The organism is Oxalobacteraceae bacterium OTU3CAMAD1 (assembly GCA_024123915.1).
In the GTDB taxonomy this organism is placed as follows: Bacteria; Pseudomonadota; Gammaproteobacteria; order Burkholderiales; family Burkholderiaceae_D; genus Rugamonas.
The window spans coordinates 5,969,384-5,986,176 of sequence record CP099650.1 but is presented as its reverse complement, the minus strand read 5'-3'; the positions used below and the strand labels follow the sequence as shown (position 1 = coordinate 5,986,176).

The window sequence follows — 16,793 nt, the reverse complement described above, 5'->3', positions numbered from 1 at the left end:
CGCCCGGAGGTCAGCTCAGGAAATTGCTCTGCCAGCGCCAGGCGTCGGCGCACATCTGGTCGACGTTGCGCTCGGCCTTCCAGCCCAGTTCGCGCTCGGCCAGTTCGGTGGCCGCGTAGCACACGGCGATGTCGCCCGGACGGCGCGCGTTGATGGTGTACGGAATCGGCTTGCCGCAGGCTTTTTCGAACGCGCGCACCATGTCGAGCACGCTGCTGGCGGCGCCGGTGCCGAGGTTGTAGGTCAGCACGCCCGGCGCGGCCGCCAGTTTCTCCAGCGCGCGCACGTGGCCCAGCGCCAGGTCGACCACGTGGATGTAGTCGCGCATGCCGGTGCCGTCGGGGGTCGGATAGTCGTCGCCGAACACGGCCAGGCGCTCGCGCCGGCCCTCGGCCACCTGGGCGATGAACGGCAGCAGGTTGTTGGGGATGCCGCGCGGGTTTTCGCCGATCAGGCCGCTTTCATGGGCGCCCACCGGATTGAAGTAGCGCAGCAGCGCGATGCCCCAGTCGGGCGCGGCGTGGGCGTGGTCGCGCAGGATGTTTTCGATCATCAGCTTGGAGCCGCCGTACGGATTGGTGGTGCGCAGCGGCGAGTCCTCGGTGATCGGCACCGTGTCCGGGTCGCCGTAGACGGTGGCCGAGGAACTGAACAGGAGGCGCTTGACGCCGAACTCGGCCATCGTCTGCAGCAGCACGATGCTGCCGTAGACGTTGACGTCGTAGTAGCGCAGCGGCTGGGCCACCGATTCGCCGACCGCCTTCAGGCCGGCGAAGTGGATGACGGCGTCGAAACGGTGGGCGCCGAACACGGCCGCCATGGCGGCGCGGTCGCGGATGTCGGCCTCGACGAAATCGACAGGGCGCCCGCCCAGCTTGGCGACGCGTTCGACCACGCCGGCCTCGCTGTTGGACAGGTCGTCGACGATGACGACCTCGTGGCCGGCGGCGAGCAACTCGACGCAGGTGTGGGAGCCTATATAGCCGGCGCCGCCGGTGACCAGAACTTTCATCGTTACTTCCTTTTTATCAGTGAAACGGGAAAAGAGGGGGGCGCTCACGCGGCGTCGCGCGCGGCCGTCGCCGCCGCTGCCGGCGATGACGCCGGGGTGGCGATCACGCGGGCCGGGGCACCGACGGCGGTGCAGCCGTCGGGCACGTCGCACAGCACCACCGCCATCGCGCCGATGCGGGCGTTGTCGCCGATGCGCACGCCGCCGAGCACCTGCGCGTACGCGCCGAACTCGACGTTGTCGCCGATGACGGGCACCGGCCCGTCCGGGTGGCGGTTGCCGATCGTCACGCCCTGGCGCAGGGTGCAATTGGCGCCGATGACGGTGTCGGCGTGCAGGAAGATGTTGCCGAAGTGCCAGATCCGCAGGCCGGGGCCGATGCGCGCGCTCTTGGGCAGGCTCACGCCGGTGGCCGTCTCGATGACGCGGAACATCAGCCAGTACAGCGCCAGCGACAGCTTGCGCAGCGCGCCGGCGGGGCGGCGGTCGAGCCGGCGGCCGCGCCGGTACAGCCAGACGGCCCAGATCGATTGTTCTTTTAAGAACGGCCGCCGCATCGCGTAGCGTTGCAGGTCTGCCGCCCAGTCCGGGTCATAGCTCATGGGGTCGGTGCTTTCCTTGCCAGGCGGGCGCCGCCTGGGCGCCGCGATTAAAAAGATGTATTTTAATCCATTGTCGCCGGGGCGGCCGTTTTTTTGGTGCACCGCAAAAGAAAAGGCGCATGGCCGACGCGGGAAGCGTCGGGCATGCGCCGGGCCCGCGTGCGCGGGCGGCAGGCGGAGCGCCTTATTTCTTGATGGCGACCGTCGTGGCTTCGGCCGGGACGGCAACCAGGTCGGCGCGGACCGTCGACGGGCCGCCGACGCCGCCCATGGCCGACAGGATGATCCAGGCGTTGTCCGGCCAGACGAAGCGTGCCGATTCGCCGTTGGCCAGGTCGCCCGACTGGAACTTCATCGTGCTGCCGGAATAGACCTGGATCTTGAGGCGGGCGCCGCCGGTGGCGATGACGCTGAATTTCTGCGTGCTGCCGGCCGCTGGCTTGCCCCAGGTAACCTTGCTCAGGCCGCTAGAGTTGCCGTTGCTCACGATGGTCCTCGTGGTCGAGGTCGGGAACACCAGGGCTTGGGCCCAGGAATCGAAGGTCGGCGTGGTGGTGCCCCAGCTGCGGGTCCATGGACCGCGCATCGACAGCGCGTTGATGCTGGCCGGGACGCTGCCGCTGACGGCCTTGCCGTTGCCGTCCACCCAGTTCGGCGCCGACACCACCTGGCGCAGGTTGGCGCGGATACGGTCCAATTCGGCCGCCACGGCGTTGTTCCAGCCGGTGCCGTGCAGGTTGAAGGCCGCGCCGTTTTCGACATAGATCGCGAACGGGGTGCCGATGTTGCGGTCGACCACATAAGCGCCGTAGCTCTTGAGCGTCTCGGCCACTTTGCGCAGATCCAGATTGGTGATCTTCGAGGTGTCGTAGCTCGCCGGCAGCATCATCAACGCGCCCTGCGGGATCTGGCCCGTATTGGTCTGGACCGCGTCGCGGTCGGCCGAGGTGGCCGGGTAAATATACGGCGTCTTGGCCGACAGCGCGTTATAGGTCAGCGACATGGCCAGCGCGTGCTTGTAGGTGGCCTGGCCGTCCTTGATTTCGTGCGCGCGGATCAGGCCGGCGGTGGCGGGCACGCCGGTGGCGCGCGAGCCGTGGTAGAAGTGCGCCGGGTCGCCCCAGCCGGTGCCTTTGGACGGCGACCAGGCGTACAGCGCGGCCTGCCATTTGCCGTTGACGTTCTTGAGCTGCCAGAACGAGTGGATGATGCCGGTGACCGGATCATAGATGTCGGCGTGGCCGTCGCTGCCGGTGGCTGGCAGCGTGCCGGCAGGCCAGCGCGGCAGGGTCACCGGGCGCGACAGCAGGGTGTCCGGGTCGTTGACGCCGGCCGCGCCGTTCAGGCCGGTCACGGTCATCGGGCCGTCGGTGGTCTTGGCCAGGAACAGCCCGGTCGACCAGGCGCCGCCCTGCACGGTCGGGTAGTAGCTCGACTTCGGAATCTCATACGTGCCGAGCACCGGATTGACCGGGCGCGAGTTCCACAGCGAGGTGGCCGCGAATGGCTTTTGGTAGCTCTCGAAACCGCCGGCCACCGGGGCCGTGGTGGTCTGGGCGCCCGCGTTGAAGCTGAGGGCGCTGGCGCTGAGCATCGACCAGCCGACCAGTTTGACAAGATGTTGGCCGGACGAGCCAGTTGATTTCCCGAAGAACATGATTAACTCCTGATTGGATGAATGTGGAGGGCATTAACCGCATCCCTGAAAAATATTATACACAGATTTCTTGCCGTATGGAATTCTTTTGGGTTTGACGGTTGAATCTGACGTATCCGCGCAAATACTCCGCGGCGCGTGGCGCAATGATTGTCATTTTTTATTTCATTCTGTTCAATGCTTGGGCGTCCGACGCATGGCCGCTGCGGCTGTCATGGCGTTTCTTGCGCAAATTACACCGGCTATTTTTTAAAGTTAATATAATCAATATAATAATTCCTGGTCGTTGCCGATTATTAAAGTCACTGATCAAGGATTAAATATGGTTAGTATTAAAAGAGAATTAAATGAATATCCCAAGATTGCTCCTTGATATGCTTTAGGTATTAAGCGCGCCGGGTTTGCGCCAGCGCAAACCCGGCGCCGCGCACGGTCCGCCAGCGGAGCGGGCGCGCGGCCGCCGGTCTGCTATATTTCGGTAGCGAAACGCAAGAGACGGGCCGGCCGGACGATTTATGTGCACATGCAGCATTTTTCACTGGTAAAAATGTTGTTGCTATGTCATGATCCTTCCTGCCGCCCGGGCCAACCCCGCGTGCGGGCCGCGCGGCGCCACATTGTTGGCGCCCCGGCCCCCGCCGGCGGGCATTTTTTTTACCTATTTTATAGAGGACCATATATGAAGGCGATGATCTTGGCTGCAGGCAAGGGGACCCGGGTGCGCCCGCTGACCTTCGATTTACCGAAACCGATGATACCGGTGCTCGGCAAACCGGTCATGGCTTACCTGATCGAACACCTGGCCAAATACGGCGTCAACGAAATCATGGTCAATGTCAGCTATCTGCACGAGAAGATCGAAGAGTACTTCGGCGAAGGCGACCAGTACGGCGTGCAGATCGGCTACTCGTTCGAAGGGTACACCAATGACAAGGGAGAGGTCGTCCCGGAGGCGCTGGGCTCGGCTGGCGGCATGAAGAAGATCCAGGAGTTCGGCGGCTTCTTCGACGACACCACCATCGTGCTGTGCGGCGACGCCGTCATCAACCTGGACTTGAAGTCGGCGCTGTTCGAACACCGCCGCAAGGGCGCCAAGGCCAGCGTGATCTGCCGCGAAGTGCCGTGGGACAAGGTCGAGAGCTACGGCGTGGTGGTCAGCGACAAGGAAGGGCGCATCAAGCAGTTCCAGGAAAAGCCGAAGCAGGAGGAGGCCCTGTCGAACTTCGTCAGCACCGGCATCTATATCTTCGAACCGGAGATCCTCGACCTGATCCCGGCCGGCGAGGTGTTCGACATCGGTTCCCAGCTGTTCCCGCTGCTGGTGGAAAAAGGTGTGCCGTTCTTCTCGCAGAACCGCACCTTCAGCTGGATCGACATCGGCAGCGTCAAGGACTACTGGGAAGTGTCGCAGAGCGTGATGATGGGCGAGGTCGCCCACATGGACGTGCCGGGCATCCAGCTGGCCGACGGCATCTGGGTCGGCCTCAACACCAGCATCGACTGGGAAGGCACCACCATCGAGGGACCCGTCTACATCGGCTCCGGTTGCAAGATCGAAGCGGGCAGCACCATCATCGGCCCGACCTGGATCGGCCATGGCAGCCATATCTGCGCCGGCGCCAACATCGTGCGCAGCGTGCTGTTCGAATATACCCGGGTGTTACATAACGTAAAGCTTGATGAAATGATCGTCTTCAAGGATTACAGTGTCGACCGCGCCGGCGAGATGCGGCACGTGTCCGAATACGGCGACGGCGAGTGGACCAACGCCCGCGACCGCCGCAACAAGCGGCGCAACCCGGCCGATGCCGAAAAACAAGAGGATGTTGCATGAAAATTTACCCAGTAATCCTGTCCGGCGGCGCCGGCACCCGTTTGTGGCCGCTGTCGCGCGCCGTGTTGCCAAAGCAATTGTTGCCCTTGGTATCGGACCGCACGATGTTGCAGGAAACCGTGCTGCGCCTCAAGGGCGGGGCCGAGTTGCAGGCGCCGCTGATCGTCTGCGGTAACGAGCACCGCTTCATGGTGGCCGAGCAGTTGCGCGAGATCGGCGTCACGCCGCTGGGCATCATGCTCGAATCGGCCGGGCGCAACACGGCGCCGGCGGTGGCCGCCGCCGCCGAGTACCTGCGCGCCATCGATCCGGAGGCGCTGATGCTGGTGCTGCCGGCCGACCACGTGATCACCGACCGCGCCGCCTTCCACGCCGCCATCGCCAGCGCCGCCCAGTTGGCGGGCGAGGGCGCGCTGGCCACCTTCGGCGTGGTGCCGACCGCGCCGGAGACCGGCTACGGCTACATCCATCGCGGCGCGGCCGTCGGCGCCGCGTATAAAGTCGACCGCTTCGTCGAAAAGCCGGACCAGGCCAAGGCCCAGTCCTTCCTCGACGACGGGGCCTATTATTGGAACAGCGGCATGTTCCTGTTCCGCGCCGAGCGTTATTTGAGCGAGCTGGCCGAATTCGCGCCGGCCATCGCCGCCGCCGCCGCGACGGCGGTGCAAAAAGCCTACCGCGACATGGACTTCTGCCGCCTGGACGAAGCCGCCTTTGCGGCCAGCCCGTCCGATTCGATCGACTACGCCGTCATGGAGCGCACGCAGCACGCGGTGGTGGTGCCGGCCGACATCGGCTGGAGCGACGTCGGTTCGTGGTCGGCCTTGCGCGACGTGCTGCCGCATGACGCGGCCGGCAACGCCACGCGCGGCGACGTTTATCTGGACGGCGTGAACAATTCGCTGGTGCGTGCCGAGAGCCGCATCGTGGCGCTGGTCGGCGTCAGCGACCTGGTGGTGGTCGAGACCGCCGACGCGGTGCTGGTGGCGCACAAGGACCAGGTGCAGCGGGTCAAGCAGGTGGTCGAGCATTTGAAGACGACCGAGCGCACCGAGCATTTGCACCACACCAAGGTGTACCGTCCGTGGGGTTGCTACGAGGGCATCGACATCGGCGAGCGTTTCCAGGTCAAGCGCATCACGGTCAATCCGGGCGGCAAGCTGTCGCTGCAGATGCACCACCATCGCGCCGAACACTGGATCGTGGTCAGCGGCACGGCACGCGTGACGTGCGGCGACAGCGTCACCTTGCTGTCGGAAAACCAGTCGACCTATATTCCGATCGGCATGAACCACCGTCTGGAAAACCCGGGCAAACTGCCGCTGGAGCTGATTGAGGTGCAGTCCGGCAGCTACCTGGGCGAGGACGACATCGTCCGCTTCGAGGATGTCTACCAGCGCGTCTGATCCCGCAGCGCGCCGCCGGGGTCCCACGGAACCCGCACCACCCGCGTCGTCCGACGCGGGTTTTTTTTCGTCCGGCCGGTTCCATCCCTGCTGCTTTGCCGGCGCATCCATATTGCGGTTTACCCAACAAAATTGTGTCGCCGCGTGGCTGTTAGCCCACAATGTTCGTCAACCGATAACATGCTGTTGTGTTTTTTGAATTACCCGGTGGCAATTGTTCGCCAATTTGCAAGCAACGTCCAAGTCTTTGTTTTTGAAGAACTTATTGCTGATAAGCTTCTTTGGCAAGGCTGACTGAGCGATGGAGTTTCCGCATTGCGGTAAGTAAAAATACCGCGTCGCAACATTTATTTCACGCTATGAAAAAGGCTTTCAATAAGAATATGTAAAATAAAAAAAGAGCAACTTAATTGCTTTCTTTATGCTATGATGTTGTCTAGTTACTAGTGAACAAACAAGTGGCCGGCTCCGGCGGCCTATAACCTCCTTAAGGATTTTCTGATGAAACTGAAACACATCTTCGCCGCTCTGCTGGCCGCCGCTTCGTTCAACGCCATGGCAGCAGACCAGTCCGTACAGATCTACGTGACCCCGCCGACCAGCGACATGAACCACTTCAACGGCAAGTCCGTTGCAGGCGACGGCATCCTGTCGGGTGGCAGCGACATCATCACCTTCACCGGCCTGGCTGCTGGTTACTACATGATTGACGTCAGCATCAGCGGTCAGAACCTGAGCTGGTCGGCACAGTCGAACCTGAACGGCGTTCCTGGCGAACTGACCTCGGCTGGCAAAGGCCGTTACGCTTTCTTCAGCTCGAGCCCAGCGTCGTCGTTCACCCTGAACCTGTTCGGTACCGCCATGACCGGCGCTACCTACAGCGGTGACGTGACCGTGACCGCCGTTCCAGAAGCCGAAACCTACGCAATGATGCTGGGCGGCCTGGGCCTGCTGGGCTTCATGGCTCGTCGTCGCAAAGCTAAAAACGCTGCTTAATTAAGCACGCGTACGCCGCGGCCGCGCCCAACGGCGCGCGCGGCATCAAAAAGCCCCGGCTACGCCCCGGGGCTTTTTTTATTTTTACGGCCACCTTTCCGCCTCTATAATGATGCAAGTCCGGTCACACCGACCGGCGCAAGCGGAGGAGGGAAGGTGCGCGCCACGCCCTGGTACACAAAGCAGAAAACCGCCCTCGGGGCCGCCATCAACGCCTTGGGCCTGACCCTGGCCGGGCCGGCCGCCGCCGCGCTGGCGCCGTCCCAACTGGCGCTGGTCGTCAATGACGACGAACCCAACAGCGTCGCCATCGGCGCGCTCTACCGCGACGCCCGCGGCATTCCCGAAAAAAATATCGTCCACGTGCGCATCCCCAAGTCGCCGCGCCAGCTCACGCCGGAGCAATTCGCCCCGCTGCGCCAGCAAATCCTCGAGCGGCTCGGCCCCGACATCCGCGCCGTGCTCATGGTGTGGACCGCGCCGTACGCGGTCGGCTGCAATTCCATCACCTCGGCGCTGACCCTAGGCTACGACGCCGCCCAGTGTTCGGCCCCTTGCGGTCCGGGCAAGCCCAGCGGCTGGTTCGCCGCCGACCAGGTCTCGCCGGCCATGGCGGCAATGAAGATCAGCATGCTGATGCCGACCGGCTCGGTACCGCTGGCCAAGGAGCTCATCGCCCGTGGCGGGACCCGCTATTTCCGTTTCCCGGCCGCCAGCGCCTATTACCTGACCACTTCCGACAGCCTGCGCAGCGTGCGCGCGCGACTGTTCCCGCCGGCCGGCAAGGTGGCCTCGCACGATCTGACGATCAAGCGGCTCAACGCCGACGCCCTCGAGGATGCGCAGGACATCATGTTCTACCAGACCGGCATGGTCAAAGTCGACAAACTGGACACGCTGCGTTTCCTGCCGGGCGCGCTGGCCGACCATTTGACGTCGACCGGCGGCGACCTGCTGGGGGAGGGCCAGATGAGCAGCCTGCGCTGGCTCGAGGCCGGCGCCACGGCCAGCTACGGCACCGTCTCCGAACCGTGCAACCACGTGCAGAAATTCCCCCATCCGACGGTGCTGCTCAAGCGCTACCTGAGCGGCGATAGCGCCATCGAGGCCTATTGGAAAAGTGTGGCCTGGCCGGCGCAGGGCGTGTTCATCGGCGATCCGTTGGCGGCGCCGTATTCACGTTGACCCCGCGCTGACCCCGCCATCGACCTTGCGGTTGACTCGCGCTGGCCTGACTGACGATCCGGCAACGGATGACGCATCTCGATCACATCTTGTCATGACGCCGTCATGACAGTGTCATAATATGTAAATTGCTATATTTAATAACAATTCCACTGGATCGTTCATGAAAACTCTCCGCATTCCGTCCGTCCCCCGCGCCATGGCCACCCCGGGCCGCCGCACCCTGATCGCCGCCGCCCTGTCGGCGGTCTTGTCGGCGCCCGCGCTGGCCGCCTCGCCGGTCGTCATCAGCCAGGTCTATGGGGGCGGGGGCAATTCCGGCGCTACGTTCAAAAACGATTTCATTGAATTGTTCAACCGTGGCGATGCGGCGGTCGACATCACCGGCTGGAGCGTGCAGTACGCCAGCGCCGGCGGCAGCAGCTGGGCGGTCAGCAAGGTAACCGGCAATGTCACCCTGCAGCCGGGCCAGTATTTCCTGCTGCAGCAATCGGCCGGCAGCGGCGGCTCCGAGAGCCTGCCGACCCCGGATACCCTGGGTTCGCTGGCGATGGGCGGCAGCGCCGGCAAGGTCGCGCTGGTCAACAACAGCACCGCGCTGAGCGGCGCCGCGCCGGCTAGCGCCTCGCTGATGGACCTGCTTGGCTATAACGCCGGCTTCTTCGAGGGCGCCAACGGCCCCGGCCTGAGCAACACCACCGCTGCGCTGCGCGCCGCCGGCGGCTGCACCGACACCGACAACAACGCCAGCGACTTCGCCACCGGCGCGCCGACCCCGCGCAACAGCGCCACCGCCTTGCGTCCGTGCGGCGTGCCGCAGGCGCCGCCCATCGTCGCCAGCTGCCCGGCCAATCTGGCGCCGGCCTTCGGCATCGACGGCAGCGCCGAGCTGAGCGCCACCGACGCCGACGGCATCGTCAACAGCGCCGCCATCACGGCCGGCGCCGTGCCCGGCATCAGCCTGGTCAACTTCCTGGCGGCCGGCACCGCCGGCGGCACCGCCAGCGCCAGCCTGAATGTGGCTGCCAGCGTGCAGGCCGGCAGCTATCCGGTGGTCGTCACCTTCGGCAACGACCAGGCCCAGCAGGCCATCTGCAATATCAACGTCACGGTCGCCGCGCCGGCCACCCTGACCCACACGATTCCGCAAATCCAGGGCAGCGGCGACACCAGCCCGTACGCCGGCACCGTCCAGACCACCGAGGGCGTCGTCACCGCCAAGGTCGGCACCAGCTTCTTCATCCAGGACGAGAACGGCGACGGCGATCCGTCGACCTCCGACGGCCTGTTCGTCTTCACCACCGCCGCCAACACCGGCACCGTGCAGATCGGCGACCGCGTGCGCATCAGTGGCACCGTCACCGACTACGCGCCGGTGGCAGGCGGCCGCGTCTACACCGAACTGACCGCCGTCACCGCCATCGTCAAGCTGGCCGGCGGCATCGCCGTCACGCCGACCAATATCGCCTTGCCGCACCCGAACCTGGGCCAGCTCGAAGGCATGCTGGTGCGCTTCACGTCGCCGCTGACGGTCAACCAGCTGCAATACCTGGGCGACCGCGGCGAAGTGACGCTGGCCGCCGGCCGGCTGGAGACGGCGACCAATAAATACCGCGCCGGCACGCCGGAGGCGATCGCGCTGGCGGCCGCCAACGCGCGCAACCAGATCATCCTCGACGACGGCATCTTCACCACGCCGAGCGTGATCCCCTACCTGGGCGCGGACGGCTCGCTGCGCGCCGGCGACACGGTCGACAACCTGACCGGCGTGATCGACTTCGGCGCCAAGGGCGGCGGCGGGGCGGGCTTCAAGCTGCAGCCGACGGTCGCGCCGGTGTTCTCGCAGGACAATCCGCGTCCGGCCGCGCCCGTGCTGGCCGCCGGCAACGTCAAGGTCGCCAGCGCCAACGTGCTGAACTACTTCACCACCTTCACCAACGGCGCCGACATCACCGGCGCCACCGGCCAGGGTTGCGTGATCGGCGGCGGCGCGCCGGCGCGCTCGAACTGCCGTGGCGCCGACAATATCGCCGAGTTCAACCGTCAAAGCGTCAAGATCGTCGGCGAGCTCAAGGCGCTCGACGCCGACGTCTACGGCCTGATGGAGATCCAGAACAGCGGCGATTACTCGGTCGCCAAACTGGTCGACGCGCTCAACGAGGCGATCTCGCCGGGCACCGGCCTGAAGACCTACGCGGTCGTGCCGCAACCGCCGGCCACCGGCACCGACGCCATCCGCGTGGCGATGATCTACAAGCCGGCCACCCTGACCCTTGTGGGCAACGCGCTGTCGGACGCCGATGCCATCAACAACCGTCCGCCGATGGCGCAAACCTTCAAGGCGGCCAACGGCGGCAAGTTCTCGCTGGTGGTCAACCACCTGAAGTCCAAGGGCAGCTGCCCGGCGCCGTCGAACGTCGACGGCGACAAGGGCGACGGCCAGAGCTGCTGGAACGCGACCCGCGTGCAGCAGGCCCAGCGCCTGGTGGACGTGTTCGTGCCGCAGGTGGTGGCCGCCGCCGGCGACGCCAAGGTGCTGCTGATCGGCGACTTCAACGCCTACGGCCACGAGGATCCGGTGCAGGCCATCATCAACAAGGGCTATGTCAACCAGCTCGAGCGCTACATCCGCGGCGCCGGCGCGATGCCGTATTCCTACGTCTTCAACGGCGAAGCAGGCTACCTGGACCACGCGCTGGCCAGCGCCGCGCTCAACGCCTCGGTGGTCGACGCGGCCGAGTGGCACAACAATGCCGACGAGCCGACCGTCGTCGACTACAACCTCGACGGCAAGCCGCAGGACAAGTACACGGCAGCGCCGTACCGCGCCTCCGACCACGACCCGGTGGTCGTCAGCCTGAACCTGCCGGCGCCGGCGCTCGACGTCACCGCCGGCGTGCGCGGCGTCGGCTCGGGCCTGGTGTTCACGCGCCTGACCGGCCGCTGGAGCGGCAACTACGCCGTCACCAACACGGGTACCAGCCCGATCAGCGGTCCGCTGCAGATCGAGCTGGGCGGCCTGGCGGCCGGCGTGACCGTGCTCAACGCCAGCGGCAGCCACAATGGCGCGCCGTACATCACCGCCAACGTCGGCTCGCTGGCGCCAGGCGCCACCATCACCGTCCCGCTGAGTTTTACCAAGACCGGCGCGGCCGGCATCAGCTACACGGCCAAAATTTACAGCGGCAATTTCTAAGGAAAACATAACATGATCGTCAAATTCCCCGTAGCATCCCTGCGCCGCGCGCTGTTGGCCCTGGCCCTGGGCGCCTGCGCCAGCCTGGCGTCGGCCGCCTCGACCTTCCACGTCGAACTCGACACGTCGTCGTTCTCGCCCTCTGGCTGGATCGACATGCAATTCAATCCGGGCGATCCGTCGAGCCCGTGGGCGCAGGTGTCGTTGAGTGGTTTCACCGGCTTCGGCGATTCGAGCACGGCGCAGCTGACCGGCAACGCCAGCGGTTCGCTGGCCGGCGGCTACACCTTTGGTAACAACGACGCGGGCGGCTTGAACGGCCTGTTCCACGAGGTCGACTTCGGCGGCAAGATCGGTTTCAATATCACCTTCAGTGGCGCGGCCGACCCGGGCGCCGGTTTCGGCTCGGCTTTCTCGGTGGCCTTGTACAACCAGGCGCAGGACGCGCTGCTGGGCACGAACGATCCGAGCGGCTCGCTGGTGTTGCTGAACTGGACGCCGGCCGGCACCGTGGTGCCGACCATGCTCAACAACACGATCGGCACCAGCGTCAGCGCGGTGAGCGCCGTGCCGGAAGCGCAGACGTGGTTGATGATGGGCGCCGGCTTGGCGTTGCTGGGCGGGATGGCGCGCCGCCGCAAGGTGTAAGGTGGGATGCGCCGCAGGCCTCGATGGCCTGCGGCGTTTGCGTTCCAGCGGTGACACGTAGGGCGGATTAGGCGGAACGCCGTAATCGGCCATGCATGCGTCAACGCGACGCATGCATGGCCGATTACGCTTCGCTAATCCGCCCTACGTGTTTGTGTGGTTTGGATTCAGGCCCGTGCCACAGCCGCCGTCACCGGCAACGGCGTCAACAAATACTCCGCGCAATGCAAGGTCAGCGCGCGCTGCAAGGCCTTGTTGGCCCCGACCGGTTCATACCCCCGGCCGATCTTCGACTGGTGGCCATACAGCAGCATCAACAGCGCCACGGTCGCGCTGTCGAGCGCGCTAACGGCCGTCAAATCCAGGACGATATCCGCGCGCGTGGCCGTGGCCGCCGTCAGCGCCAGCCGCAGCGGCGCCAGATTGCCCGCATGCCAGGCCCCGCCCAGGGTCAAACGGCGCACGCCGTTCTCGGTGCGCACATCGACCGACGGCGCCGGCTGGCGGTCGCGCGCGGCCCGTGCCCGGCGCGCGGCCAGCACACCCGGCAGCACCCGCTTGACCAGCAATCCCAGCAGGGCGAGACCGTCCTGCCAGTAGCGCCGCCACAGCGCCGGCTCTTCCTTGATGCGCCACAACCATTCCAGTCCCAGTCCGCTGACCCGCGACGGCGCCTGCACGATGGTGCCGGCGACGAAGTTGATCACCGCGCCCAGGTGGCTGATCAGCGGCGCGTCGAGCGCGCCGAGGTTGCGTTCGATCCAGGCCTGGCCGCGCTTGGCGCCCAGCGCCACCAGCACGAAATCCGGCTCGGTGGCGTTGATCTGCGCCATCAGCGCGGGCGAACTCATGTCCTCGATGCTGCCGAAGCCGGGCGCGTGGGCGCCGACGCAGCGCAGCGCGCCGCCGTCCGCGTTGAGCACGTCGCCGGCGCGGCGCGCCACGCCGTCCGGACCGCCGAAGAAATACACCTTCAGCGGTTGTTCGCGCTGCGCCCGCAGCAACTCGAACACGGTCGAGCCGGCCACGCGGTGGCGCAGCGGGATGTCCAGCGCGCGCGCCATCCAGATGATCGGCATGCCGTCGGCGAACGACAGGTCCGAGCGCAGCACCGAGTCGCGGAAGGCGGTGTCGCGCAGGCTGGTGACGAGGAAGTTCAGATTGGGCGTCGAGAAGAAGTTACGCCGTCCGGCGCGGGCGTCGGCCAGCAGCTGGTCGCGCGCCTGCTCCAAGGTCAGGGCGTCGAACGGCAGGCCCAGCACACAATAGACGTCGCGCTGGAAGTCGGTACGCGGGGCCGGCGCGGCCACCATTGTTTCATTCGCTATCACGTTTAGACCTCACCCATTCGACCTGACGGTTAATAAAAAAGCGGCAATACAGCGGAATCTTCTTGAAGATGTAAAACACCGCCATCAGCAGATCGCCGGCGCTGAGGATGCCCCGTCCGTGGCGCGCCCAGGCCAGCAGCACGGCCGCGCCGAAGCCGGCCATCGTCAGCAAGGCCAGCAGCAGCGGCAGGCCGGCGCCGGTGAACAGGCTGAACACCAGCGCCACCGCGCTGAGCGCCATGGCGATCAGCGCCAGCAGCGCCAGCGGCGGCACGCACATGTCCAGCGCCAAGGCCACCACCATGATGCGTCCGCGCAGCAGGCCGCGCAACAGCAGCGGCAGCGCCTCGGAGGCGATCATGCTCATGTGCCCGTGCTCCCAGCGGGTGCGCTGGCTGTCGGCGCCCTCGGCGCTGGCGGCGAAGCTGCTGGTGACCAGCGCGTGCGGGCTGAACAGCGGAGCCTTGCCGGCCAGCGCCAGGTCCATGCCCAGTTTCATGTCTTCGACGATGTGGCCGCTGGCCAGCGCCGCCTGGCTGATCATCGGCCAGGTGAAGGCCATGCCGGTGCCCATCAACTGGCACGGCAGGCCGAGGCGGTGGTAGCCGAGCGGGCGCACCAGGTTCTTGACGACCCAGGCGAACTGGCCGATTTTCTTCATCAGGCCGCCGCCGGCGGGCATCTCCATCAGATACAGCGCCTGCACCGGGCGGCCGCTGGCGAGCGCCTCGCGCGCCAGGCGGTCGATGGCGCCGGGCGCGGCGATGCAGTCGGCGTCGACGATGATGACCACCTCGGGGGCGTCGGCCTCCAGGCAGCGCACGCCGAAGTCGAGCGCGTAGCCCTTGCCGCGGCGTTCGGTGTCGAAGCGCTCGCGCGCCTCGGCGCCGGCACGGCGCACGGCGCCGGCGGTGTCGTCGCTGCAATTGTCGGCCACCACCAGGATGCGGTCGCCTTCCACCAGTTGGGGTTGCAGGCTGGCAATTGTTGCACCAACGCCGGCTTCCTCGTTATGGGCGGGGACCAGGATCGCCACGCGCGGGCGGCGGCCGGCGGCGGCCGGTGGCGCGCCCAGCGGCGCGGCCGCCAGCAGCGTTTGCAGCAGCAGCAGCAGCACCGGGATCAGCACCACGGCCAGCATCAGGGATAACAGCGTTGCCAGCAAAAACGTCATAGGGTTCCTTCAGTGAGGGCGGGAGCGCGCGGAGACGGCGACCGCCGGATTGCTTTTGTGCGTTGCAATAAAGTTGTGTCGTCGGTCGCCGTGGCCCGGAAGGGCGCGCGGCGCGCACGCCAAACACGCATTTTAGAATATTTCAGTACGTTACGGTTGGCGCACTGAACACTTTTATGGTTTGTCGGGCAATAAAAAATGGCAACAGCCCGGCGTCGCTTGCACGTTTTTTGTGCGGTGCGATATCATGCCGGATGGGCCGCCAGGGTGCCAGCCCGCCCAATTACCCAATAAAAGGAAGAAGTCGTATGAAACTCTACCCAGTGATCCTGTCCGGCGGCGCCGGCACCCGTTTGTGGCCGCTGTCGCGCGCCGTGTTGCCAAAGCAATTGTTGCCCTTGGTATCGGACCGCACGATGCTGCAGGAAACCGTGCTGCGCCTCAAGGGCGGGGCCGAGTTGCAGGCGCCGCTGATCGTCTGCGGTAACGAGCACCGCTTCATGGTGGCCGAGCAGTTGCGCGAGATCGGCGTCACGCCGCTGGGCATCATGCTCGAATCGGCCGGGCGCAACACGGCGCCGGCGGTGGCCGCCGCCGCCGAGTACCTGCGCGCCATCGATCCGGAGGCGCTGATGCTGGTGCTGCCGGCCGACCACGTGATCACCGACCGCGCCGCCTTCCACGCCGCCATCGCCAGCGCCGCCCAGTTGGCGGGCGAGGGCGCGCTGGCCACCTTCGGCGTGGTGCCGACCGCGCCGGAAACCGGTTACGGCTATATCCACCGCGGCGCGGCCGTCGGCGCGGCGTATAAAGTCGACCGCTTCGTCGAAAAGCCGGACCAGGCCAAGGCCCAGTCCTTCCTCGACGACGGCGCCTATTATTGGAACAGCGGCATGTTCCTGTTCCGCGCCGAGCGTTATTTGAGCGAGCTGGCCGAATTCGCGCCGGCCATCGCCGCCGCCGCCGCGACGGCGGTGCAAAAAGCCTACCGCGACATGGACTTCTGCCGCCTGGACGAAGCCGCCTTTGCGGCCAGCCCGTCCGATTCGATCGACTACGCCGTCATGGAGCGCACGCAGCACGCGGTGGTGGTGCCGGCCGACATCGGCTGGAGCGACGTCGGTTCGTGGTCGGCCTTGCGCGACGTGCTGCCGCATGACGCGGCCGGCAACGCCACGCGCGGCGACGTTTATCTGGACGGCGTGAACAATTCGCTGGTGCGCGCCGAGAGCCGCATCGTGGCGCTGGTCGGCGTCAGCGACCTGGTGGTGGTCGAGACCGCCGACGCGGTGCTGGTGGCGCACAAGGACCAGGTGCAGCGGGTCAAGCAGGTGGTCGAGCATTTGAAGACGACCGAGCGCACCGAGCATTTGCACCACACCAAGGTGTACCGTCCGTGGGGTTGCTACGAGGGCATCGACATCGGCGAGCGTTTCCAGGTCAAGCGCATCACGGTCAATCCGGGCGGCAAGCTGTCGCTGCAGATGCACCACCATCGCGCCGAACACTGGATCGTGGTCAGCGGCACGGCACGCGTGACGTGCGGCGACAGCGTCACCTTGCTGTCGGAAAACCAGTCGACCTATATTCCGATCGGCATGAACCACCGTCTGGAAAACCCTGGCAAATTGCCGCTGCACCTGATCGAGGTGCAGTCCGGCAGCTACCTGGGCGAGGACGACATCGTCCGCTTCGAGGACGTCTACCAGCGCACCTGATTCCGCCGGGGTCAGTCTGACATTCGGACACGGC

The 16,793-nt window shown here is 65.8% G+C and carries 12 protein-coding genes; 7 read left to right on the top strand and 5 right to left on the bottom strand.

What is annotated here, in order from left to right; all coding sequences use genetic code 11:
* Positions 1 to 10: 10 nt before the first annotated feature.
* From galE to NHH88_25490, 3 genes are all read right to left on the bottom strand, one after another.
* Entirely contained in the window at positions 11 to 1,012 is a 1,002-nt protein-coding gene (gene galE / locus NHH88_25500) for a UDP-glucose 4-epimerase GalE (GenBank protein ID USX12988.1), read from the bottom strand.
* A 44-nt stretch (positions 1,013 to 1,056) separates the two neighbouring features.
* Positions 1,057 to 1,614 carry a serine acetyltransferase gene (locus NHH88_25495; GenBank protein ID USX12987.1) on the bottom strand — a complete coding sequence of 186 codons (558 nt, stop codon included), beginning with the start codon at positions 1,612 to 1,614 and terminating at the stop codon, positions 1,057 to 1,059.
* A gap of 184 nt (positions 1,615 to 1,798) precedes the next feature.
* Positions 1,799 to 3,271 (bottom strand): Atrophin-1 multi-domain protein, encoded by a 1,473-nt coding sequence (locus NHH88_25490; protein ID USX12986.1) that lies wholly within the window; start codon positions 3,269 to 3,271, stop codon positions 1,799 to 1,801.
* 679 nt (positions 3,272 to 3,950) lie between these two features.
* On the opposite strand from NHH88_25490, the gene NHH88_25485 reads away from it, so the two are divergent.
* The 6 genes from NHH88_25485 (at position 3,951) to NHH88_25460 (ending at position 12,536) form a co-directional block, all read left to right on the top strand.
* Entirely contained in the window at positions 3,951 to 5,105 is a 1,155-nt protein-coding gene (locus NHH88_25485; protein USX12985.1) for an NDP-sugar synthase, read from the top strand.
* The gene (locus tag NHH88_25480) at positions 5,102 to 6,511 is read left to right on the top strand and encodes a mannose-1-phosphate guanylyltransferase/mannose-6-phosphate isomerase (GenBank protein USX12984.1); all 1,410 of its coding nucleotides are present in this window, start codon (positions 5,102 to 5,104) and stop codon (positions 6,509 to 6,511) included. The genes NHH88_25485 and NHH88_25480 overlap by 4 nt, the downstream gene beginning before the upstream one ends.
* A 501-nt stretch (positions 6,512 to 7,012) precedes the next feature.
* Positions 7,013 to 7,507 (top strand): FxDxF family PEP-CTERM protein, encoded by a 495-nt coding sequence (locus NHH88_25475; GenBank protein USX12983.1) that lies wholly within the window; start codon positions 7,013 to 7,015, stop codon positions 7,505 to 7,507.
* A 156-nt stretch (positions 7,508 to 7,663) separates the two neighbouring features.
* Positions 7,664 to 8,692, top strand: coding sequence for a TIGR03790 family protein (locus NHH88_25470; GenBank protein USX12982.1), 1,029 nt, complete (start codon positions 7,664 to 7,666; stop codon positions 8,690 to 8,692).
* A 163-nt stretch (positions 8,693 to 8,855) separates the two neighbouring features.
* Positions 8,856 to 11,888, top strand: coding sequence for an ExeM/NucH family extracellular endonuclease (locus tag NHH88_25465; GenBank protein ID USX12981.1), 3,033 nt, complete (start codon positions 8,856 to 8,858; stop codon positions 11,886 to 11,888).
* A 12-nt stretch (positions 11,889 to 11,900) separates the two neighbouring features.
* The gene (locus NHH88_25460; GenBank protein ID USX12980.1) at positions 11,901 to 12,536 is read left to right on the top strand and encodes an NF038129 family PEP-CTERM protein; all 636 of its coding nucleotides are present in this window, start codon (positions 11,901 to 11,903) and stop codon (positions 12,534 to 12,536) included.
* Between the two features lie 167 nt (positions 12,537 to 12,703).
* Here NHH88_25460 and NHH88_25455 read toward each other — a convergent pair whose 3' ends face one another.
* Together NHH88_25455 and NHH88_25450 are read right to left on the bottom strand one after the other, a co-directional pair.
* Entirely contained in the window at positions 12,704 to 13,867 is a 1,164-nt protein-coding gene (locus NHH88_25455) for a WecB/TagA/CpsF family glycosyltransferase (protein USX12979.1), read from the bottom strand.
* Positions 13,854 to 15,041: a glycosyltransferase family 2 protein gene (locus NHH88_25450; GenBank protein ID USX12978.1), complete on the bottom strand. Its 1,188-nt coding sequence runs from the start codon at positions 15,039 to 15,041 to the stop codon at positions 13,854 to 13,856. The genes NHH88_25455 and NHH88_25450 overlap by 14 nt, the downstream gene beginning before the upstream one ends.
* A 308-nt stretch (positions 15,042 to 15,349) precedes the next feature.
* On the opposite strand from NHH88_25450, the gene NHH88_25445 reads away from it, so the two are divergent.
* Complete coding sequence (locus tag NHH88_25445; protein USX12977.1) at positions 15,350 to 16,759, top strand: mannose-1-phosphate guanylyltransferase/mannose-6-phosphate isomerase; 1,410 nt, start codon at positions 15,350 to 15,352, stop codon at positions 16,757 to 16,759.
* Positions 16,760 to 16,793: the final 34 nt, after the last annotated feature.